Origin of the sequence: Staphylococcus sp. EG-SA-14 (assembly GCF_017151935.1) — a bacterium.
In the GTDB taxonomy this organism is placed as follows: domain Bacteria; phylum Bacillota; class Bacilli; order Staphylococcales; family Staphylococcaceae; genus Staphylococcus; species Staphylococcus aureus.
This window is the reverse complement of sequence record NZ_JACVZM010000001.1, coordinates 133,710-155,575: the sequence shown is the minus strand read 5'-3', so window position 1 is coordinate 155,575 and position 21,866 is coordinate 133,710. Positions and strand designations below refer to the sequence as shown.

21 protein-coding genes are annotated in these 21,866 nt (G+C 31.9%); 15 read left to right on the top strand and 6 right to left on the bottom strand.

Translation table 11 applies throughout. The features are described 5' to 3' along the window. Positions 1–53: 53 nt before the first annotated feature. Positions 54–1,196, bottom strand: coding sequence for a glycerate kinase (locus tag IDG63_RS00770; protein WP_001176863.1), 1,143 nt, complete (start codon positions 1,194–1,196; stop codon positions 54–56). A 257-nt stretch (positions 1,197–1,453) separates the two neighbouring features. Here IDG63_RS00770 and gtxA point away from each other — a divergent pair, with 257 nt between their 5' ends. The 11 genes from gtxA to IDG63_RS00715 all read left to right on the top strand — a co-directional run bounded on the left by gtxA (position 1,454) and on the right by IDG63_RS00715 (position 12,064). Continuing rightward, positions 1,454–1,840, top strand: a complete 387-nt coding sequence (gene gtxA, locus IDG63_RS00765) for a flippase GtxA (RefSeq protein WP_000779360.1) — start codon at positions 1,454–1,456, stop codon at positions 1,838–1,840. Positions 1,841–1,973: 133 nt separating this feature from the next. Beyond that, positions 1,974–2,081 (top strand): type I toxin-antitoxin system Fst family toxin, encoded by a 108-nt coding sequence (locus IDG63_RS00760; protein ID WP_000482647.1) that lies wholly within the window; start codon positions 1,974–1,976, stop codon positions 2,079–2,081. A 703-nt stretch (positions 2,082–2,784) separates the two neighbouring features. Next, positions 2,785–4,548, top strand: a complete 1,764-nt coding sequence (locus IDG63_RS00755) for an ABC transporter ATP-binding protein (protein WP_001064836.1) — start codon at positions 2,785–2,787, stop codon at positions 4,546–4,548. Positions 4,549–4,572: 24 nt separating this feature from the next. Beyond that, positions 4,573–6,306, top strand: coding sequence for an ABC transporter ATP-binding protein (locus IDG63_RS00750; protein ID WP_000486496.1), 1,734 nt, complete (start codon positions 4,573–4,575; stop codon positions 6,304–6,306). A 230-nt stretch (positions 6,307–6,536) separates the two neighbouring features. Further along, the gene (locus IDG63_RS00745; RefSeq protein ID WP_001792506.1) at positions 6,537–6,704 is read left to right on the top strand and encodes a hypothetical protein; all 168 of its coding nucleotides are present in this window, start codon (positions 6,537–6,539) and stop codon (positions 6,702–6,704) included. Positions 6,705–6,758: 54 nt separating this feature from the next. Continuing rightward, the gene (gene bioD / locus IDG63_RS00740) at positions 6,759–7,445 is read left to right on the top strand and encodes a dethiobiotin synthase (protein WP_001217918.1); all 687 of its coding nucleotides are present in this window, start codon (positions 6,759–6,761) and stop codon (positions 7,443–7,445) included. Further along, complete coding sequence (gene bioA / locus IDG63_RS00735; protein ID WP_001110070.1) at positions 7,423–8,781, top strand: adenosylmethionine--8-amino-7-oxononanoate transaminase; 1,359 nt, start codon at positions 7,423–7,425, stop codon at positions 8,779–8,781. Before bioD ends, bioA begins: the two co-directional genes overlap by 23 nt. 1 nt (position 8,782) lies before the next feature. Continuing rightward, a complete protein-coding gene (gene bioB / locus IDG63_RS00730; RefSeq protein WP_001046645.1) occupies positions 8,783–9,790 on the top strand; it encodes a biotin synthase BioB in 1,008 nt (335 codons plus the stop codon). Further along, complete coding sequence (locus IDG63_RS00725) at positions 9,768–10,883, top strand: aminotransferase class I/II-fold pyridoxal phosphate-dependent enzyme (RefSeq protein ID WP_000971546.1); 1,116 nt, start codon at positions 9,768–9,770, stop codon at positions 10,881–10,883. Before bioB ends, IDG63_RS00725 begins: the two co-directional genes overlap by 23 nt. A gap of 10 nt (positions 10,884–10,893) precedes the next feature. Further along, entirely contained in the window at positions 10,894–11,586 is a 693-nt protein-coding gene (locus tag IDG63_RS00720; RefSeq protein ID WP_000286876.1) for a 6-carboxyhexanoate--CoA ligase, read from the top strand. Positions 11,587–11,596: 10 nt separating this feature from the next. Continuing rightward, positions 11,597–12,064, top strand: a complete 468-nt coding sequence (locus tag IDG63_RS00715; protein WP_000200945.1) for a QueT transporter family protein — start codon at positions 11,597–11,599, stop codon at positions 12,062–12,064. A 51-nt stretch (positions 12,065–12,115) separates the two neighbouring features. On the opposite strand, the gene hlgB is transcribed toward IDG63_RS00715, so the two are convergent. The 4 genes from hlgB to sbi all read right to left on the bottom strand — a co-directional run bounded on the left by hlgB (position 12,116) and on the right by sbi (position 17,387). Next, positions 12,116–13,093 (bottom strand): bi-component gamma-hemolysin HlgAB/HlgCB subunit B, encoded by a 978-nt coding sequence (gene hlgB / locus IDG63_RS00710; RefSeq protein ID WP_000783428.1) that lies wholly within the window; start codon positions 13,091–13,093, stop codon positions 12,116–12,118. Between the two features lies 1 nt (position 13,094). Continuing rightward, positions 13,095–14,042, bottom strand: a complete 948-nt coding sequence (gene hlgC / locus IDG63_RS00705) for a bi-component gamma-hemolysin HlgCB subunit C (protein WP_000916704.1) — start codon at positions 14,040–14,042, stop codon at positions 13,095–13,097. Positions 14,043–14,608: 566 nt separating this feature from the next. Further along, a complete protein-coding gene (gene hlgA, locus IDG63_RS00700) occupies positions 14,609–15,538 on the bottom strand; it encodes a bi-component gamma-hemolysin HlgAB subunit A (RefSeq protein WP_000594519.1) in 930 nt (309 codons plus the stop codon). Positions 15,539–16,073: 535 nt separating this feature from the next. Then, positions 16,074–17,387 (bottom strand): immunoglobulin-binding protein Sbi, encoded by a 1,314-nt coding sequence (gene sbi, locus IDG63_RS00695; RefSeq protein ID WP_000792570.1) that lies wholly within the window; start codon positions 17,385–17,387, stop codon positions 16,074–16,076. Between the two features lie 94 nt (positions 17,388–17,481). On the opposite strand from sbi, the gene IDG63_RS00690 reads away from it, so the two are divergent. From IDG63_RS00690 to IDG63_RS00680, 3 genes are all read left to right on the top strand, one after another. Then, complete coding sequence (locus IDG63_RS00690) at positions 17,482–17,601, top strand: hypothetical protein (RefSeq protein ID WP_001789199.1); 120 nt, start codon at positions 17,482–17,484, stop codon at positions 17,599–17,601. A 415-nt stretch (positions 17,602–18,016) separates the two neighbouring features. Continuing rightward, on the top strand, positions 18,017–18,883 hold the full coding sequence (locus tag IDG63_RS00685; protein WP_000019127.1) for a cation diffusion facilitator family transporter: 867 nt from the start codon (positions 18,017–18,019) through the stop codon (positions 18,881–18,883). A 326-nt stretch (positions 18,884–19,209) separates the two neighbouring features. After that, positions 19,210–19,896 carry a 2,3-diphosphoglycerate-dependent phosphoglycerate mutase gene (locus IDG63_RS00680; RefSeq protein ID WP_001125208.1) on the top strand — a complete coding sequence of 229 codons (687 nt, stop codon included), beginning with the start codon at positions 19,210–19,212 and terminating at the stop codon, positions 19,894–19,896. 153 nt (positions 19,897–20,049) lie between these two features. Here IDG63_RS00680 and IDG63_RS00675 read toward each other — a convergent pair whose 3' ends face one another. Further along, positions 20,050–20,154, bottom strand: a complete 105-nt coding sequence (locus IDG63_RS00675; RefSeq protein ID WP_000762708.1) for a putative metal homeostasis protein — start codon at positions 20,152–20,154, stop codon at positions 20,050–20,052. Between the two features lie 173 nt (positions 20,155–20,327). Between IDG63_RS00675 and mdeA the strand changes: the two genes are divergently transcribed. Beyond that, positions 20,328–21,767 (top strand): multidrug efflux MFS transporter MdeA, encoded by a 1,440-nt coding sequence (gene mdeA, locus IDG63_RS00670; RefSeq protein ID WP_000038960.1) that lies wholly within the window; start codon positions 20,328–20,330, stop codon positions 21,765–21,767. Positions 21,768–21,866 lie beyond the last annotated feature (99 nt).

Sequence of the window (21,866 nt, the reverse complement as noted above, 5' to 3'; positions counted from 1 at the left end):
CACCTCATTCAAGTTTTAACTGCAAATAATAAAGCTGATGATTTACTTTGACATTATTGTAATTTCAGAATACGAGCAATGTCAGTTGCAGTGTTTAATAAATTTTGTTCGCTATTTTGTAGGACATCTTCTAAAGTGCTAGGTGAAGAGATTATAGAATAGGCACTATCAATACCGAAATCGTAAACATGTTGATAATTTTCGCCTAGACTGCCACAAATCGCGATGACAGGAATATGATATTGTTTTGCAGCTAACGCAACGCCTACGGGTGTTTTACCAAAGATGGTCTGATAATCCATGCGTCCTTCTCCAGTAATAACGAGGTCTGCATCTTTAATTCTTTGATGAAAATCTGTAATGTCAAAGACGACATCAATACCTTTTGTTAAAGTTGTCTCACAAAACGCTAATAATGCTGCGCCCATACCGCCAGCTGCACCAGAACCTGGTATTTGATTAACGGACTTTCCTGTGCACATTTTTATCTTATCATGATAATGCGACATTGCGAAATCCAACTTTGGTATCATCTTTGCATCAGCGCCTTTTTGAGGACCATAAATATAGGTAGCACCATTTTCACCCAATAAAGGATTTGAAACATCACAGGCCACTTTAAAGGTCACCTCTTTTAATCGCGAATCTAGATTGGTTATATCGATTTGTGCAATGTGAGCAAGATTAGCACCATTCATTTGTAATAAGTCCCCGTTTACATCAGTAAACTTTACGCCTAGTGCACTTAGCATACCTGTACCACCATCATTTGTTGCACTGCCACCAATCCCTAAAATAATGGTCTTAGCACCATGATTTAATGCATCTTTAATTAGTTCACCGGTACCATATGATGATGTGTATAAAGGATTACGTTCCTCTTTTTCTAATAAATCCAAACCTGACGCTGCCGCCATTTCAATAATTGCAATTTGTTGTTCGTCTGCGCGTGCATAACATGCTTCAATAGGTCGCATTAAAGGGTCATTAACGATGACTGTATACTTAGTGGCACCTGTTGCATGCATTAAAGCATCTGTGGTACCTTCACCACCATCAGCCATCGGAATGATATCATAATGAAGGGTATTCCCATAAACATTAGTAAAAGCCTGTTTTATAATATTGCCAACTTGCTGTGCGGTCATACTTTCCTTAAATGAGTCAGGAGCGATGACAATTTTTTGTAATTGCATAGTAGACATCCTCTCATTACTGTTGTCGCTCTTATTGTATATAAAATTACTAGTGAACTAAAGTAATCTCTATAGTGCTAATGAGTCACGCGATAAATCAGTTACATTATAATGGCGTATAAGGATGAGGGGAAAGAGACTAAATTTGCTGTGAAAGGGTATAAAGATTGAAATAAGCATATTTGAAGTGAAGAGGATTGGCACGCAATTTCGAGAACGTAGTTATGCATATATTTTGATGTTGAGGAGTTACACATATGAAACTAACACAAACGCATGCTGAAATTTTAAAATTTATCATTGTTGGCGGCATTAATACGTTAAATTATTATGTTGTCTATTTATTGCTGTTAAAATTATTACACATTGAATATATGATTAGTCATATTACCGGATTTCTAGTCGCTTTTGTGATTTCGTATTATTTGAATTGTTATTTTGTTTACAGGGTAAAACCTACTTGGAGAAAATTCATTAGTTTTCCAATTACGCAGATTGTCAACGTAAGCTTACAAACAGTTTTATTATATGTTTTTGTATCCTGGCTAAATTTGCCAGCGGAAATTGCGCCATTTGCAGGTTTAGTGATTACGATACCCATCACATTTGTATTATCTAAATGGATTTTAAAAGATAGTAATTAAAGTAGCGTAAACCACTAAAAAACGCTTTACTCAAACTTTAATATTGCGTGAAATATAATAAATAAATGATATAATATAATGGTCGCCTAACATCTCGGGCGTTACTTTAACGCAGAGAGGAGGTGTATGACGGATGTTCAATTTATTAATTGACATCATGACTTCAGCTTTAAGCGGCTGTCTTGTTGCGTTTTTTGCACATTGGTTACGAACGCGCAACAATAAAAAAGGTGACAAATAACCAACACCTAAATAAATCCCCTCACTATGGCAGTAGTGAGGGGATTTGGTGTATTTAGATGTTCAATTTATTATGTAATTAATTATAGCATTGATGAACAAGGTGTGCAATGTATTTTTGTAATATTACAATAAATGAATTTAATTATATTAGAATTAAGTATTTCGAAAAATGATTTAATAGTTGAGTCATAGGATCATTAGATAAAGCGAATAATCAATTATAGGGACATTGGGATACAAATCAATGTACTAGACTCTACAAGGCTATACTCAGGGACCCAACATAGAGAAATTGGATCCACAGTTTCTACAGACAATGCAAGTTGGCGGGGCCCCAACACAGTAGCTGGCGGAAAGTCAGCTTACAATAATGTGCAAGTTGGCGGAGTCCCAACATAGAGTTTTACTCATGTATTCCTATTTTTAAGTACATATTAGCTGTGGCTAAGGATAAAGAATCATTACATAATAAATCATTAGTGGCTCTTTATCATTTCTGCCCCATAACCTTGTGAATTTTTAAAAGAAATGTGTCACAAATCCACGCGACATTGATAATCGTTATCAACTAATATATGATGTACTTGTAATAAGTATTAATTTTTAACAAATAACAAATTTATATTATGTATATCATCCAGTGAAATAAATAATATAAGCGGCTTAATTTAGATTATTAATTGAAAGGAGTTACATATACGATGAACAATCAGACAAATTGGATAAAGATACTCAGCGGATTTGCTTCTGATAGTAAATGGAAAATTATGTTATCAATTTTGTTGTCTATCATCAGTGTCTTTTCTGGATTAGTTCCTTATTGGGCAGTATTTAAAATTATTTTAATGATGATTAACAATACATATACGATTAATTCGATTATGGTTTATATCTTTATTGCTTTAATCGCTTATATTTCACAAGTGTGTTGTTTTGGAGCGTCAACGATGCTATCACATATTACGGCATATGAAATTTTATCTGAAATTCGTAAAAAATTAGCTCAAAAATTAATGCGTCTCCCTTTAGGCGTAGTGGAATCTAAGAAAATAGGTGAATTAAAAAATATATTTGTCGATAAGGTTGAAACAATAGAATTACCTTTAGCACATATGATTCCTGAAGTTATAGGAAACTTACTTTTGTCAGCTGCTATCTTTTTATACATAATGCTCATTGATTGGCGTATGGCTAGTGCCTTATTAGTAACGATACCAATTTCAATTTTCGCTTTTAAAAAAGTTATGTCTGGATTTAATGAGACATATGCTGAACAAATGAAATCGAATAATTATATGAATAGCGCGATTGTAGAGTTTATCGAAGGCATTGAGGTAATTAAAACATTTAATCAATCTCAAAGTTCATATAAAAAATATAAAGATGCAGTAGATAATTATAAGATTCACACTTTGAATTGGTTTAAAAATACATGGGGGTATATGAATTTAGGAGCTAGTGTATTACCTTCAACATTTTTAGGGATTTTACCGGTCGGCATGTATTTGATATCTATCAACCAATTAAACTATGCGGAATTTTTCCTATGCATCGTATTATCTTTAGGTGTAGTAGCACCGATTAAGAATTTTACTAATTATGTAAATCATTTAAAGTCTATACAATACGCATTAACTGAAGTGAATCAAATATTAAGTCTAGAAGAGTTAGTATTGTCAACAAAATTTAAGAAGCCTCAACATTATGAAATTGCTTTTAATAATGTTGGATTTTCATATAACAAAGATAAGGACGATCTGGTCTTTAAGCATTTATCATTTACAGTACCAGAAAATAATTTCACAGCTATCGTCGGGGCATCTGGTAGCGGTAAGTCAACCATTGCCAAGCTTATATCACGATACTGGGATGTGACTTCAGGTGAAATTACGATTGGCGGTATAAATATAAAAGATATTGAATCGAAACAACTTAACGATTTAGTTGGTTTTGTTGGACAAGATAACTTTTTATTAAATCTTACTTTTAAAGAAAATATTAAACTTGGCAATCCAGAAGCTACGGATGAGGCAGTTGAAAAAGCTGCCAAGTTAGCACAATGTCATGAATTTATTGAAAAGTTGCCAGATGGATATGATACGAATGTTGGTACAGTGGGAGATAAATTGTCTGGTGGTGAAAAACAACGAGTCACTATTGCAAGAATGATATTAAAAGATGCGCCTATCATTGTATTAGATGAAGCGACTGCTTACGTTGATCCAGACAACGAACAAAAAATTCAAGAAGCATTAAATGTGTTGACGCAGGATAAAACATTGATTGTTATTGCACATCGGTTATCTACGATTCAACATGCAGATCAAATTATTGTTTTAGGTAAACAACAAATTTTAGAAAAAGGGTCACATCACTTATTGCTAAAATTAAACGGTAATTATAAGAAAATGTGGGATACGCACATGCATACAAAAGATTGGGGAATCAATACTGGACATAATTAAACTAATGAAAAAAGGAGGTCAAATATGTTTCAAATTACATTTAAAATTTTAAACTGGATAAGACCATATAAAGCAAGAATGATTTTAGGATTTAGCATGTCATTTTTAAATGCTATTTTTATTGCGTTACCTATCTTTTTAGCTGCAAAAATATTTAATAATGTGCTATCTCATAAACCTATTTATATGAAAGATATATTGAATGTTGTAATTATCATGGTTTTATTAGTGATTGGACGATTTATTACAGCATATTTCAAAAGCAAAAGTCATGAGAGCATCGCTTATGAAATGAGTGCGAAAGAACGTTTAGATATAGGGGATAAATTGAAAAATGTAAGGTTAGGTTATTTTAATTCGCATCATTCAAATGAGTTAACAACAATAGTAACAACAGATTTAACCTTTTTAGAAAACTTTGCTATGAAAATGGTGGACGTTGTTGTTAATGGATACATATTAATTACAGTACTCATATTGTCTCTACTTGTAGTTTCGTGGCAAGTATCATTATTAGCATGCATTGGCGTATTACTATCATTTTTTGCGATTCAATTATTAGAAAGAAAGAGTCGACAAAATGCGCCAGCGTATCATAATGTACAAAACCAATTAGTGGAAAAGGTATTGGAGGTTATTCGTGGTATTCAAGTAATAAAATCATTCGCGAAAGAAAATACGAGTCTTAAAAGTTTTAACCAAGCAGTCAATGAAAGTAAACGTATAAATACAAAAATAGAAATGCAATATATCCCATTCAATTTATTGCATTTACTTAGTTTAAAAGTTGTTTCAATAATGATTGTATTAGTTGCATGCTTATTATATATGAATCATAGTATTGATTTACCTACCCTTATTATGATTTCAATTTTTTCATTTGTGATATTTGATAGTGTTGAAAATATTAATAGTGCTGCACACGTACTTGAAATGATAGATATGACGATAGATGATATTGAAAAGATAAAAAATGCTCCAGAACTGGATGAGAATGGAAAAAATTTGACGATTAAAAATGAAAATATCGCTTTTCAAAACGTGAATTTTTCATATGATGATAAACAAGTGATAAAGAATGTGAATTTTGAGATACCTACACAAACATCAACAGCAATAATTGGACCTTCAGGAAGTGGGAAATCTACATTATGTCACTTACTCTTGCGCTTTTATGATATCGATGATGGAAATATTCGCATCGATGGTGTTGATATTAAAGATATGACATTAAGTACGTTAATGTCGAAAATTAGTGCAGTATTTCAAAAGGTGTATTTATTTAATGATACGATTGAAAATAACATATTGTTTGGCAATCCAGGTGCAACGAAAGAAGAAATTATTCGTGCAGCGAAGCAAGCATGTTGCCACGACTTCATCATGTCATTACCTGAGGGATATCAAACAATGCTAAATGAAAAAGGTAGTAATTTATCTGGCGGAGAAAAGCAAAGGATTTCTATTGCTAGGTCGATATTAAAAGATGCACCAATAATTATTTTAGATGAAGCAACTGCAAGTATTGACCCTGAAAATGAACAGCTGATTCAAACGGCAATTAATGAATTAAGTAAAGGCAAAACAGTAATTACAATTGCACATAAACTTGAAACTATTAAAAATGCAGATCAGATTATAGTGCTCAATGAAGGTGAAATAATTCAAAAAGGTAGTCATGATGAATTAATTCGAAAACCAGGAATGTATCAAGACTTTATAAGAATAAAAAGTAAATCAGCAGGCTGGAAATTATAAATAATAGTTTAATATGGAATCAGAATTTGGAAATAAAAAGGGTGATAGATAATCAACAGCAAAATAAATCCCCTCACTAGGGCAATAGTGAGGGGATTTGGTGTATTTAGATGTTCAATTTATTATGTAACTAATTATAGCATTGATGAACAAGGCGCTCAACGTAATATTACAATTAATGGATTGTTTCACAAGATGGTAAAGCTAGGATGTCTTTTTATTAAGAAATAATGCAATTATTAATTTTAACTGACATATTTTATCGAATCGCTGTTTATATCTGCCTGAATTCCTTAAGAAGTCTTAGTCATTTCAATAGCAAGGTCAAAATTTTGCCAAAATTTATAGTTATACTGAGAAGTTTAAATTCATGTTTTCTTGAAAAACATGCGCCTTAAATGTAAACTTATTAATTATAAAAGTTTACATTCGGATTGAGGTGCTTATTTTTTATGAGGATTTTTATTACAAGTACGAATACTGATGTAGGCAAAACCTATGTTACAAAGCATTTATACCATGCTTTGAAAACACGTGGTCATCGAGTTTGTATTTTTAAACCATTTCAAACTGAGGAACGCCAAGACGGGACGTTTCCAGATTTAGAAGTATTTAAAAATGAATGTGATTTAAGCTATGACATAACGTCACTTTATACTTTTAAGCAACCTGTATCACCACACCTTGCATTTAAAATGACAGATCAAATTTTTCTAAATAAGCAGCGTGTATTAGATAAGGTAAAAGTTTTAGATAAGGAATTTGATTTTATCTTAATTGAGGGTGCTGGGGGAATTGCCGTACCAATATATGAAGGTACGTATGATTTCTACATGACTAAAGATCTAATCAATGATTGTGCAGATTGTGTCATCAGTGTGTTGCCATCAAAATTAGGTGCTATTAGCGATGCCATTGTTCACCAAGATTATGTTAATCAGAATGTATCGGCGAGTAATTTTTTAATAATGAATCGCTATACAGACAGCTATATTGAAAAAGACAATCAAATTACGATTGGAAAATTAACAAATAAAACAGTCTATACATTTGAAGAACATGCCACGTATGAAAATTTCTCAGAAGCATTTTTAAAACAATTAATAGGAGTTAAAAATGAATTACACACAACAACTTAAACAAAAAGACTCAGAATATGTTTGGCATCCATTTACACAAATGGGTGTATATAGCAAAGAAGAAGCAATCATCATTGAAAAAGGAAAGGGTAGTTACCTTTACGATACGAATGGCAATAAATATTTAGATGGTTATGCATCGTTGTGGGTCAATGTGCATGGTCATAATAACAAATACTTGAATAAGGTAATTAAAAAGCAACTCAATAAAATTGCCCATTCTACGCTGCTAGGATCATCAAATATTCCGTCAATAGAACTTGCGGAAAAATTAATCGAAATCACGCCAAGTAATCTAAGAAAAGTATTTTATTCTGATACAGGCAGTGCGTCTGTTGAAATCGCAATAAAGATGGCATATCAGTATTGGAAAAATATTGATAGAGAAAAATATGCCAAGAAAAACAAGTTTATAACGCTAAATCACGGCTATCATGGGGATACGATTGGTGCGGTAAGTGTTGGTGGTATCAAGACCTTTCATAAAATATTTAAAGACTTAATATTTGAGAATATTCAAGTAGAAAGCCCATCTTTTTATCGCAGTAATTACGATACTGAAAATGAAATGATGACAGCTATTTTAACGAATATAGAGCAAATTCTAATTGAAAGAAATGATGAAATCGCAGGGTTTATATTGGAACCGTTGATTCAAGGTGCGACAGGCTTGTTTGTTCATCCTAAAGGCTTTTTGAAAGAAGTCGAGAAATTGTGCAAAAAATACGATGTCTTATTAATTTGTGATGAGGTAGCAGTTGGTTTTGGGAGAACTGGAAAGATGTTTGCATGCAATCATGAAGATGTTCAACCGGATATTATGTGTTTAGGTAAGGCGATTACAGGTGGCTACTTACCACTTGCAGCTACATTGACATCTCAAAAAATATACAATGCATTTTTAAGTGATTCGCATGGTGTGAATACCTTTTTCCATGGTCATACATACACCGGGAATCAAATCGTTTGTACGGTTGCATTAGAAAATATAAGACTTTATGAAAAACGTAAGTTATTGTCACATATTGAAACGACATCATCAACACTTGAGAAACAGTTGCATGCGCTGAAGCGTCATCGAAATGTTGGTGATGTAAGAGGACGAGGCTTAATGTTTGGAGTTGAATTAGTTACAGATAAAGATAGTAAAACGCCGTTAGAAATTGAAAAAGTTGAACGTATTGTACGTAAATGTAAAGAAAACGGGCTAATGATTAGAAATTTAGAAAATGTCATTACGTTTGTGCCAGTGTTAAGTATGTCAAATAAAGAAGTGAAAACGATGGTACGTATTTTTAAAAAGGCAGTACATAACATTTTAGATAGGAAGTGTTAATATGAATTTGGCTAAACGCATATTACAAGGGGAACAATTAACAAAAGAGACTGTATTGAAAATTTATGAGGATACTAATATTGATACCTTAGATTTATTAAATGAGGCGTACATTTTAAGAAAACATTATTTCGGTAAAAAAGTAAAATTAAACATGATTTTAAATGCTAAAAGTGGTATATGTCCTGAGAATTGTGGGTACTGTGGACAATCACGAGATATTAAACAAAAACAGCGATATGCTTTAATTCCAGAGGAACAAATTATCGATGGAGCAAAGGTGGCACATGATAATCATATTGGAACATATTGTATTGTTATGAGTGGTAGAGGACCGAGCGATAAAGAAGTTGATCATATTAGTAATACTGTAAGAACGATTAAATCTCAACACCCGCAACTAAAAATCTGTGCATGTTTAGGATTAACGAATGACGAACAAGCTAAGAAACTTAAGTCAGCTGGTGTAGACAGATATAACCACAATATTAATACAAGTGAAAATTACCATGATAACGTCGTGACAACGCATAGTTATAAAGATAGAACAGATACGATAGAACTAATGAAAGCGAATAATATATCACCATGTTCTGGCGTGATTTGTGGTATGGGAGAATCTAATCAAGATATTGTTGATATGGCATTTGCTTTGAAAGAAATGGATGCCGACAGTATTCCGATTAATTTTTTGCATCCAATCAAAGGCACAAAGTTTGGAAGCATGGATGATTTAACACCAATGAAATGTTTAAGAATCGTAGCATTATTCCGATTAATCAATCCTACGAAAGAAATTCGTATTGCTGGAGGAAGAGAGGTCAACTTACGTTCGTTACAGCCATTAGCATTAAAAGCGGCGAATTCAATATTTGTCGGTGATTATCTAATTACTGGTGGGCAACCGAACCAATTAGACTACGATATGATTAATGATTTGGGCTTTGAAATTGATTATGACACTTGTGAAAATAAGGAAAACAAGAATGATGTTTCAAGAGCAAATTGATTTATTACAACAGAAAGGGTTATATCGGTCGCTTAAATCGGTAGGGTATATAGATAGACAGTATATTGAAGTAGAAAATAAGAGATGTACGAACTATACATCTAATGATTATTTAGGATTAGGTCAAATAGCGTTTGATAAGGATGATTTCGAAAGATTTATGCGGAAGTATAGTTATCACTTATCAAGTTCAAGATTAATTAGTGGAAGTTCGACAGCTTATGAAGAAATTGAAACAATGTTAGCAGGTTGGCTCGGATATAGTGCATGTACTATCTTAAATAGTGGTTATGATGCTAATTTGGCGTTATTTAATATTTTCAAAAATACAAATTGTGTCGTGTTTTCAGATCAAGAAAATCATGCGAGTATTATTGACGGTATTAAGTTAAGTGGTTTAGAAAAAGTGATATATAAGCATTTAGATATTGCTGATTTAGAAAAAAGGTTAGCGGAATACCCTAATCAAAATATACAAAAAATAATCATATCTGATAGTGTATTTTCAACGAATGGCGACGTTGTGGATATTGGTCAATTAGTCTCATTAAAGCATAAATATAACGCAACACTGATACTCGATGTTTCACATAGTTTTGGAATAGAGAATTACTCGAATTATCAAGGCATAGATATACTCACTTCTAGTTTATCTAAAGCATGTGGTGCATACGGGGGTGTGATTTTAAGTTCAAATGATGTGAAGGATATGTTAATTAATCACGGTAGACCACTCATCTACTCAAGTAGTTTGCCAATTTATAATTTGTATTTTATAAAAAGAAACATTGAAAAGTTAATAAATGCTGATGATAGACGCACTAAATTAAATAGTTTGAGTAAATATTTTAACCAAAAGTTAAAAGCACTCAATGTTAATTATAATAGTTCAAACTCGCCGATTAAGTTTATTGAGTTTGATGACATAGAAGCGGCTGAGAACATTCATCAAACATTATTAAAGCATCATGTGTTTACAAGTTATTTAAGGTATCCAACTGTGACTAAGCCAATGTTAAGAATATCATTGTCGTATTTTCATACTGAACAAGATATAGATAGGTTGTTTGAAATTTTGCATCAAGAAGATTGAGGTGATCGTCATGTATAGTATAAAAATGCGTTCTAGCAATCAAGATGTTCATATTAGTGGTGCTGAAACGATTTGTGAGTTTGACAAAATAGAACAGACGGTACAAAGGTTTTATAATAAAGGTTTTTTTCATGAAAATGGGCAACCGGATTTTCTCAATATAAAAATACAAAAAATCATGGAACCGATTCAACAAATAAAAGCATTACAAATTATTGAGGATGATAAAGCAAATCTCCAACATTTAACACAAGAATGTGGTGTCACTGAACAAGCGCTAAATCAAGGGATGACATATATTAAAAATGAAACGGTTTATACAGGAGCTATTATTCTATCTGCTATATCTGGTAAACGTTTAGATTCATTTGGACAAAGGGGGATTAGGGCAACACATTTTTCGTTTGAAGATATAAATAATAAAGGTGATCTTAATGAAAGAGTGACTGATGCCTTAGCAATTGCTAGTTGTATCAATGCGCATCCGTATGTCAAAGGAGAACTTTGCGTGTCCGATGACTTAACGTATACGACAGGTTATTTTGCCGCTGCTAAAATTGGTTACCATCGATTGTTTGATATTAAACCAGTTAATACGAGATATGGAGGCAGAATAATATTTGTGGACAATCGTATTGATTTAAATCATTACATATCATTTTTAGAAAGCACACCGAAGCAAGTTGTTTATGAAACGGTATAGGGGTTTTAGTATGACATCAAAAGATATTACTCAAATTAGTGTCATTGCTGCGATTTTAACCATTTTGGCAGTTTTGAAAATACCGTCCATTATACCAGGATTAGATTTTCAATTATCTGCACCGGCAGCATTATTAATATTAGCTTTCTTTGGAATTAAAAAGTACTTTTTAGGTGGGCTTTTATCAAGCTTATTATTGCTGATATTTGGCGTATTTAATCCAATTAATGTGATTATTTCTATTATATTTAGAGTTATAGCTATTGCAGTTGTTTATTTATTGAAAATAAATGTACTATCATTAGTTTTAGCAAGTGTATTAGGCAGTTTGGTATCTAGGCTACTATTATCTATTATTTTAAATTTACCTGTGTGGGTAGTGTTGTTAAACGCGATTCCAGGCGTAATATTCACTTTAATTGTAGCTATTCCTTTATATCTCACATTGAGAAAAAGAATGGCAGTCTTACTAAGATAATAAATCAAAACACGGTCGTCACAATTACTGTTGGCGACCGTGTTTTACTAGCTATTTATTGTTTTCAGTTTCTTTTGTATCTAACAATTTCACTTTGTGATTTTCCCAATCAATTTCATATGTTGATTTAAATGTTCTAGTTTTAAAGTTTTTATAATTTGCGCCTGCCCAGTAGAAGCCATTCCAACGAATTTGGTATAAATCCATTTCACGTTGATAAGTTACTGTAATTTTAGATTTTTTAGCGCCATCTTGTCTGTGTGATAGTACGCTTAAAAATTCTGGATTGAAGTTACTTCTAGATAATAATGGCATTTGGTGTTGCGCTATGAAGTTTTGGCCAGCGTATGCACTGCTTTGTCTGCCAGCTAAGAAGAGTTCATTACCATATGTTGGGTGGAAGCTATCTCGTCCATAAGGTCCCCAACCATTATTCATAATTTTATGTGCTTCAACTCCCCAGCCAACATTTTTATAATTTGTGTTGCGACTTAATGTTGTTCTGTAACTTTCTTGTTTATAATTAATTGTTTCAGAAAAAGCTGTATTTCCATTAAGTCCACCAGATAAACCATTAGAGATACTAATGTCACCACCAAATGTATAGCCTAAAGTATTTTGAACTTGAAACTCTTCATTTTGATTTTTTGGTGCATAATCAACGACGTTTACTGAATCATTAGATTGTGAGCTTATAGATACATTGTATTTAGCTCCCCAATATAATTTTGAAAAGTCATAGTCATTAGGATTAGGTTTCACAAAGCCTGAGTTAATATTCCCAGTAGCTTTAAGTACTAAAGTATCTTTATCATAACTTTTATCTTTGATGAAATTAAATGTTAAAATCTGTGAAATTTTAAATTTATCAGAATCTGCTGTGGCTGTTGTTTTGTATAAAGTAACTTTGTCATCGACTTTTTTTACGCTGACTGGTGTTATTTTACCTTCAGCATTAGCAGTACCAGAAAGTAATAATAATGCCATAGATGTAGCAACGGATGATTTGACTAATTTATTCATTTTCATATCAATTCTGTCCTTTCACCTTGATTTCATGAGTCTTCCAATTGACCTCGTATTTCACAGTATAGTTTCTATTTACAAATGCATTATGGACTCTATGTCCGTCTAAATAACTGTTGCCATAATGCGTTGATCTTTTAATGGCATGAGTGACATCCATGTTTCTTCCGTAAGTAATTTCAAATTCGCTTGTATCGCTTGAACCTTTTTCATGAGATACTGTGGCGATAAATGAAGGGTTAAATCCACTTTGTACAAGAGGAGGTAACTCACTGTCTGGAACGAAATAATCTCTAGGATCTTTACTATGAGGTTTGTAGCCTACAAATAAATCGCTATCAAATGCTGATTTTTGACCTGATTCAGTGGCGAATGAATTCGCTTTGACGCCCCATAAAACACTTTTTGAGTTTTGTTGTTCTACTTCACTTACATAATTTTGTTGTGTATAGCTAATCGATTTAGAATAGTTAAATGATCCATTACCACCGAGTGATGGGGCTGATTGGAAATTACCACCGATATTGTATCCTAATGTCTGACTCACGTTTGTAGATTCAATTTTATTTTTAGGTAAATAATTAATTAAAGAAACATATTTATCATTTGTTTTTAAACCAATATTATATTGGAATGGCCATCGCATAGCTTTAACATGATTAGTTTTTTTATAGTTGTAATATGTTGTTCTAGAGCTAATGAATCCTTGCATCTTTAATATCAAAGCATCTTTGTTATATTTTTTATCCTTCACAAAATCAAATTGAATATTTTGAGTCACGCCCCATTTATTACTTGTTTTATCTTCTGTCCTTTTGATAATTTCTATATCGCTTCCTTTACCGATGTCTTCAGTATCGTTGGCAGCTTTAGCATTTTCTAATAACGGATTGGCAAGAGGGGCAAGTAAGCTCACAGATAAAGTTGTGGCTAATATTTTATTTTTAAGCATAAGTTTCACTTTCTTTCTATAATTTTATTTAACTTAATTAAATAATAATATATTTTGGACGTTATTATAATTAACTGTTCATTAACAATTGACCATTATCAACTTTTTTTACAATTAAGTTAAAAATGCCATAATTCCGTTCAATTTAACCTTTTTTGTTTGGAATGCTAAAAGCTAATTTTGTGAGAAATATAGTTAATAAAACCTTGGTATTGTTGACAGTTGTAAACAATTTAAGGTAACCGATTGCACGAATGTCTTGCTTTTATTTTTAATTAATGTTTGTAAAATACAAATTGTTCTTTTTACGATTTTTGATGAATCCATCTAAAAGTTAATTATTTATTAACTTGAAAATATTTATTTAAGCTTTCAACTTAAATGGATTCATTTGTATTATTTGTGTATCTACTATGGTGTGATACTTTGTTCTTATAAAAATCAGTTGTTATTATTAAATTTAATATACGATAAATTAATTTAATGTTATGAGGCTGATTCAATATGTTAAAAAATCCTGAGACAAGTATGAAGTGTCCCAGGATTTTATAAAATGATTGAACTGTTTACTTAGGTGTGATGCTTTTAATTTTTACTTCATGTGTTTTCCAGTTCACTTCATATTTAACTGTAACGTTTCGGTTTTTAAAAGCATCATGTTTTCTATCAACGGCTAAACGATGTCTTGTCACGTAAGCATATGTAGCATCCATGTTTCTGCCGTAAGTGATTTCAAACTCGCTTTTATCACCTTTACCTCTTTCGTGTGACAATGTTGTAATAAATGATGGATTAAAGCCACTTTGAATTAAAGGAGGTAATTGATTATCTGGGACGAAATAGTCTCTTGCTGCTGGACCAGTTGGGTCTTGTGCAAATAAGTATTGATCATATGCAGATACTTGACCATTCGGTGTAACGAATGAATTTGCTTTCACTCCCCATTTAACACCTTTAGAGTTCTGACTTTCTACTTCAGTAACATAGTTTTTTTGATTATAACTAATTGTTTTAGAGTAGTTGAATGAGCCACTGCCTCCGATTGATGGCGCTGATTGGAAGTTTCCGCCGATATTATAGCCTAATTTCTGACTAACATCTGCTGAATCAATTTTATTTTTAGGAAGATAATTGATTAAATCAACATTAGAGTCTTTCGTTTTCAAACTGATATTATATTGAAATGGCCATATCATTCTTTTAATATATGGATATTTTTTTAAGTCTGAATATGTTGTTCTAGAGCTGATGAAGCCTTGCATCTTAACAACTAGGGCATCTTTGTTATATTTTTTATCTTTTACAAAATCAAATTGAATGTTTTGAGTTATAGCTAATCGTTTGCTAGTAATGTCTTGTGTTCTTTTGATGATTTCTGCACCTTGGCCGATATCTTCTATCTTATTTTCTGCTTTAGAAATTTCTATAAATGGATTGGCTAAAGGGGCTATTAAACCAACTGCTAAAGTTGCTGTTAATATTTTATTTTTAATCATAGAAATCACTTTCTTTCTATTTAATTTTAAGTTCATATATATAATAATCCATTTGTAAGCGTTTTCGAATTAACTGTTCGTTAAAAGTTAATTACTATCAACATGTATTGAAGAGACATTTTTAGCATTGTTAAATGATGTTTTTGCATTATGTTATGTTTAAAAGATTTATTGGTCGTAGGCGTTTATATAGCTACATAACTATGTTTTGCAAGTCTTATTCTATTGGATTGTTGTTTAATTATGGTGCTTGTAGTGGAAGAGGAATGGATTGCGCAACAGTTTGTGAAAATTTGAAGTTAATAAAGTTGAGCTGATTCAACTAAATGATGAACTATTCGTTAACGATGTAAGGATTATTTAACAAGTTGCAGGTAAAAAAGTGGACTGACAAATAGCGAAGAAACATTTAATTGATGGAAAATGAAAAAAGAACCGTAGATTCGATTGAGAATCAACGGTTCTTTTTAATCACGGTTTATTACGAAAATTATTTAAAAAATGATGTAAAACTAGAGAAGATATTTTTGATTGATTATTTCCAGAATGATTTGAATATGCCTGTTAAAGCGTTTTTGAAAGTTGTTGCTGTTTCTTGAGCTTTAATAGCTGTTTTTACTAATTCTGGTTTTTGGTAAAATGCGTATAACACTTTACCAGTGTTGATTGACTCAGTTACATAGTTTCTTACTTGTGCATATGATTTAGCCAAATTCCCGCTTTCTTTGCTCACTTCAAGAGGTTTAATGTATGAACCATAACCACTACCGATTGTTGTTAAAACTGTTTGGTCAATTAAACCTTTATATTGGTAATATTTATTATAGTAGTACTTTGCTGTATCATATTTTTCTTTATAGCTTTTATAAGTATCTGTTAAATACTTGTAACCATAGTTAAATGAATCTTTTAATGATTGGTAGTAACCTAATAATTTAGATTGAGGAACCTCAACTTTTGGTGATTGGATTTGAGGGACTTCAACTTTTGGTGATTCTGCTTTAGGTTTTTCAATTTGTGGTGATTGAATTTGAGGAGCCTCAACTTTTGGCGCCACTTTCTTTTCAGCATCTTTTTGAGCTACTAATGCGTCTAATTGTTTCTGTAAATGCTCTTTTACATCCATAGGTGCTTTGTTAACTTCACGTTGTGCTAAACGTCTGTTTTCAATTGAATCTTTTACATTTAATTTTGAGATTGCATCATTTGCTGATTTCACACGCTCATCATGACGAACGATTGCTTTTTCAATTGAAACTTTTTCTACAAAGCGGTTATTTTTATCACGTAAATCTTTAGGTAATTTTGAGTTAGCTTCATATGCTGCTGATTTATCGTGTGGTGCTTTGTTATCTTGGAAATCTTTAATTGCTTTATCCGCATTTTCAATATTTTGACGTTCTTTAGCTTTAGAAGATTGTACTGATTCTACCCAAACTTGTTGGCTTCTATCAGGGTTTTCTTTAATTTGTGCAATGTAATTATTTTTTTCTTGTTCAGTTAAGTTATCATTTTTAAGAACATTGTAAAAAGCGTTTTGTTGTGCAACACGTCGGTCTGGGTTCTTGCTGTCTTTAAGTGATTCAGAGAATACTTCTTGTGCACGTTCTGGGTGTTCGCGTAATGTTTTGATGTATTGGTTACGTTGTTCTTCTGTGATACCTTTTAGATGTAATACTTGATAAAAAGCTTTTTGTTGATCTGTTACGTAGTTGTTTTGAGTTGTTTGGTGCTTAGTTGAAGTTTGTTGCGTGTTTTCACTCGCTTTTGCTTCCCCATTTGAAATCATTGTAGCTAACGTAATTGTTGCTGCCCCAACTAGCAACTTCGAGATATATTTATTTTTCATGTGTATTCCCTTTCTTTTTACATATTAAATTTATTGTATGCTTTTAGAATTTATCACATGAGAATACAAATGGAAATTAACTAATTATTAACTAATGTTAACTAATAGATTAACTAGTGTTAACTATGTAAAAAAGCGTTTAATTCAGAACATTCAGCGTATTTTAAGTAAGGAAGTACTATATGGAGAAATGCAATATTTTGCTAATAAATAGAGGAGAAAATTGTCTTTCGAAGAGAGTTTGGTAGAGTAGAAATCTCATTTAATTTGTCACTGATGCACTTTTTCTTCTATATAATTAGGTCACGACATTAGATAGCTTCGCAACTCATGCATAGGGTTCTAACATAGAAACTTTCGAGCCGAAAGTTCACAAACAGGGAGAGTTGGGCGCCTTTCTAGCTCATAAAATTCGCAGAAAATAAAGGAACGCATTAGTTAGCTTCGCTACTAATGCATAAGCCTTTCTAGCTCATAAAATTCGCAGAAAGGCTAAAAATTATTTTTAGGGGTTGCGAATGAATAAATTAGTTTAATTTTATAAAAATTTATAAAAATTAAAAACGTTGTAAAATTAAAATAAATCATTCATAATATTGTTACTATACTAATTCAAGGTGGTTCAACGCATGTCTCATAATGAAAATCTTAAATTGGCGCAACGCGGTGCTTATTTGAGTTTAATTGTATATATAATCTTATCTATTGTTAAGTATGTCACGGGTTTTGTCTTTAACTCTGCAGCTGTAAGAGCCGACGCATTAAACAATATGACAGATATTATCGTTTCTTTAGCTGTTATTATTGGATTGAAAATTTCAATTAAACCTGCCGATCGAAATCATCCTTATGGCCATTTGAAGTCTGAAAATATTTCTTCATTATTGGTGTCATTTGTCATTATGTTTGTAGGTATCCAAGTAGTTATTCAAAATGCACCTCGTTTGTTCAAAGAAGATGACGTTGTACCTAACGCAATAACAATTATCGTCAGCTTAATCAGTGGTCTTGTAATGTTGATTGTATTTGCAGTCAATCAAAGACTAGCGAAAAGAACGAAAAGTAGTTCTTTAAATTCGGCTGCCAAAGATAATTTATCAGATAGTTTAGTCAGCATTGGAACAGCGATAGGATTAATTTTTACGCAAATCGGTTTCCCAATTGTCGATATTATTTTAGCAACATTACTAGGCTTACTAATCGTTTATACTGGTTTTGGTATTTTTAAAGAAGCAATTTTTATGTTGAGTGATGGTTTCAATGAAACTGAATTAGAAGCGTATCGCAATGATATTTTAGAAGTTGATGAAGTACAAGAAGTTAAAAGTATTAAAGGGCGTTACCATGGAAGTAGTGTGTTTATTGATGTCACAATTGTTGTAGATGCTAACCTTTCCTTAGTAGAAGCGCATCAAATTTGTGACAATGTCGAACATCATTTGCACAAAAAAGGTATTTCCTCAGTATACGTTCACCCAGAACCAGACCATCTATAATGTATTTAAACGTCTTCATAGATATATAAATATCTGAGGAGGCGTTTTTATTACATTTATTTTTAGGCGCACCTAAAAATATTTTTTAAACCTTAGAAAAATAGCGAACAAAGGTGTATAATATGATTTGTTATTAGGTGGTTATTGATTCATTTATGAATTAAAAAATGAAAATGGGGAATAGGATTTATGTATTTAATGTCTAGTGATAATTGATTTAATCATTGAATTTTAAAATATATTGAAAAGAAAATTACTAAGATTAAATCATCTTAAAATATCCCTGAAATAACGTCCTAAAGATTAAAGGAAAGAGGTTATAAGTTATGCCAAAATTAATTTTATGTCGTCATGGACAAAGCGAGTGGAATGCTAAAAACTTATTTACTGGATGGGAAGATGTTAATTTATCTGAACAAGGTATTAATGAAGCGACTAGAGCAGGTGAAAAAGTAAGAGAAAATAACATTGCCATCGATGTAGCTTTTACATCGTTATTAACACGTGCTTTAGATACAACGCATTATATTTTAACTGAATCTAAACAACAATGGATTCCTGTATATAAAAGCTGGCGTTTAAATGAACGCCACTATGGTGGATTGCAAGGCTTAAATAAAGATGATGCTAGAAAAGAATTTGGAGAAGAACAAGTACATATTTGGCGTCGTTCTTATGATGTGAAACCACCTGCTGAAACCGAAGAACAACGTGAAGCTTACTTAGCTGATCGTCGATATAATCATTTAGATAAACGTATGATGCCTTATTCTGAAAGTCTGAAAGATACTTTAGTTCGAGTGATACCATTTTGGACAGATCATATTTCACAATATTTGCTAGATGGTCAAACGGTATTAGTTTCTGCACACGGAAATTCAATTCGCGCATTAATTAAATATCTTGAAGATGTGTCAGATGAAGATATCATTAATTATGAAATTAAAACAGGTGCACCGCTTGTTTATGAATTAACGGATGATTTAGAAGTTATAGATAAATACTACTTATAAAAAAAGAGCTGCATGTACACAAGGAGTGAGTGTATATGCAGCTCTTAAATATGTGAAGTAATGTAAGGAAATAGTTAAGTATAGAGTTTATATTAACGAGCTAGGGATACTCGAAAATATAGTTAGACATACAATATAGTCAAATTAAAACAATTATTTCGCTCTTTTGTGTTGCTTAATAATCTTTAAAGCACGCTTTCTTGTTTTAATGTTAGGGCTATTTAAATTTCGACGAGCAGTCTGTAAATCTAATTTCATCTCTATCCCTCCTTGTAAATATATTATGACCGATAACTACTCATATGTAAATAGTAATGATTACGTTTTAAAGAAATTGTAATAAAGTCGTGCTAATTTTTTGGAAAATGGGTATAATTACCGGATATCTAAAAATGTGTGTCGTTTTTTAGATGGTGAGGGGGAAGCTTTAAATGTCGAAGAAACAAAAATTAACGATGATTATTACTATGCTGATGGGTGGATTTTTTGGATTATTAAATGAAACACTATTAGTGACGGCTTTACCAAGTATTATGAAAGATTTTGAAATTTCATATACACAAGTTCAATGGCTGACAACAGCTTTTTTATTGACTAATGGGATTGTTATTCCTTTGTCCGCGCTTGTTATACAACGTTATACAACAAGACAAGTGTTTTTAGTGGGTATTTCTATCTTTTTCTTAGGTACATTACTCGGCGGCTTGAGTCCGCACTTTGCAACATTATTAGTTGCTAGAATTATTCAGGCGTTAGGCGCAGGTATTATGATGCCATTGATGATGACAACGATTTTGGATGTTTTCCAACCGCATGAACGCGGTAAATATATGGGGATATTTGGTTTGGTAATTGGTTTAGCACCAGCTATTGGACCTACTCTTTCAGGTTACCTTGTTGAATATTTTAACTGGAGATCGCTTTTCCATGTTGTCGCTCCAATTGCAGCTGTTACATTTTTAATTGGATTTAAAACGATAAAAAATGTTGGAACTACAATTAAAGTACCTATTGATTTTATTTCTGTCATTTTTTCTGTACTAGGTTTCGGCGGGTTATTGTATGGAACGAGTTCAATTTCAGAAAAAGGTTTTGATAATCCTATCGTATTAGTATCTATGATTGGAGGCGTTGTTTTAGTCGCATTATTTGTATTACGTCAATATCGGCTATCAACACCATTATTAAATTTTGCTGTATTTAAAAATAAACAATTTACAGTTGGTATCATTATTATGGGTGTCACAATGGTATCGATGATTGGTTCGGAAACGATTTTACCTATCTTTGTGCAAAATTTATTGCATCGTTCAGCTTTAGATTCTGGATTAACTTTATTACCAGGAGCAATTGTTATGGCATTTATGTCGATGACTTCGGGTGCTTTATATGAAAAGTTTGGTCCTAGAAAGCTTGCTTTAGTAGGTATGGCGATTGTTGTTATTACTACGGCTTATTTTGTTGTAATGGATGAACAAACATCAACAATCATGTTGGCAACAGTTTATGCGATTCGAATGGTTGGTATCGCGTTAGGATTAATTCCAGTAATGACCCATACGATGAATCAATTAAAGCCAGAAATGAATGCACATGGTTCATCTATGACAAACACAGTACAACAAATTGCTGGTTCTATCGGAACAGCTGCATTAATTACTATTTTATCCCATGCAAGCAAAAACTTTTCTCCAACTATGTCAGACTATAATGGCATGAACAAAATTGATATGATGAATCAAATTAAAGTTGATACGATGTTGCATGGTTATCACGCTGGATTTTTATTTGCATTATTGATTACAGTTGTTAGTTTCTTTTGTTCATTTATGTTACAAGGTAAGAAAAAAGAAGTTGATTCTCGTCAATAAATATAAGTTGCTAGCTATATAAAGCTTTTTAGCAAAAGTTCAACATATTGACTTATCCGGCATTTCAGATTAAAATATTTTTATTCCGATTAGAATAAT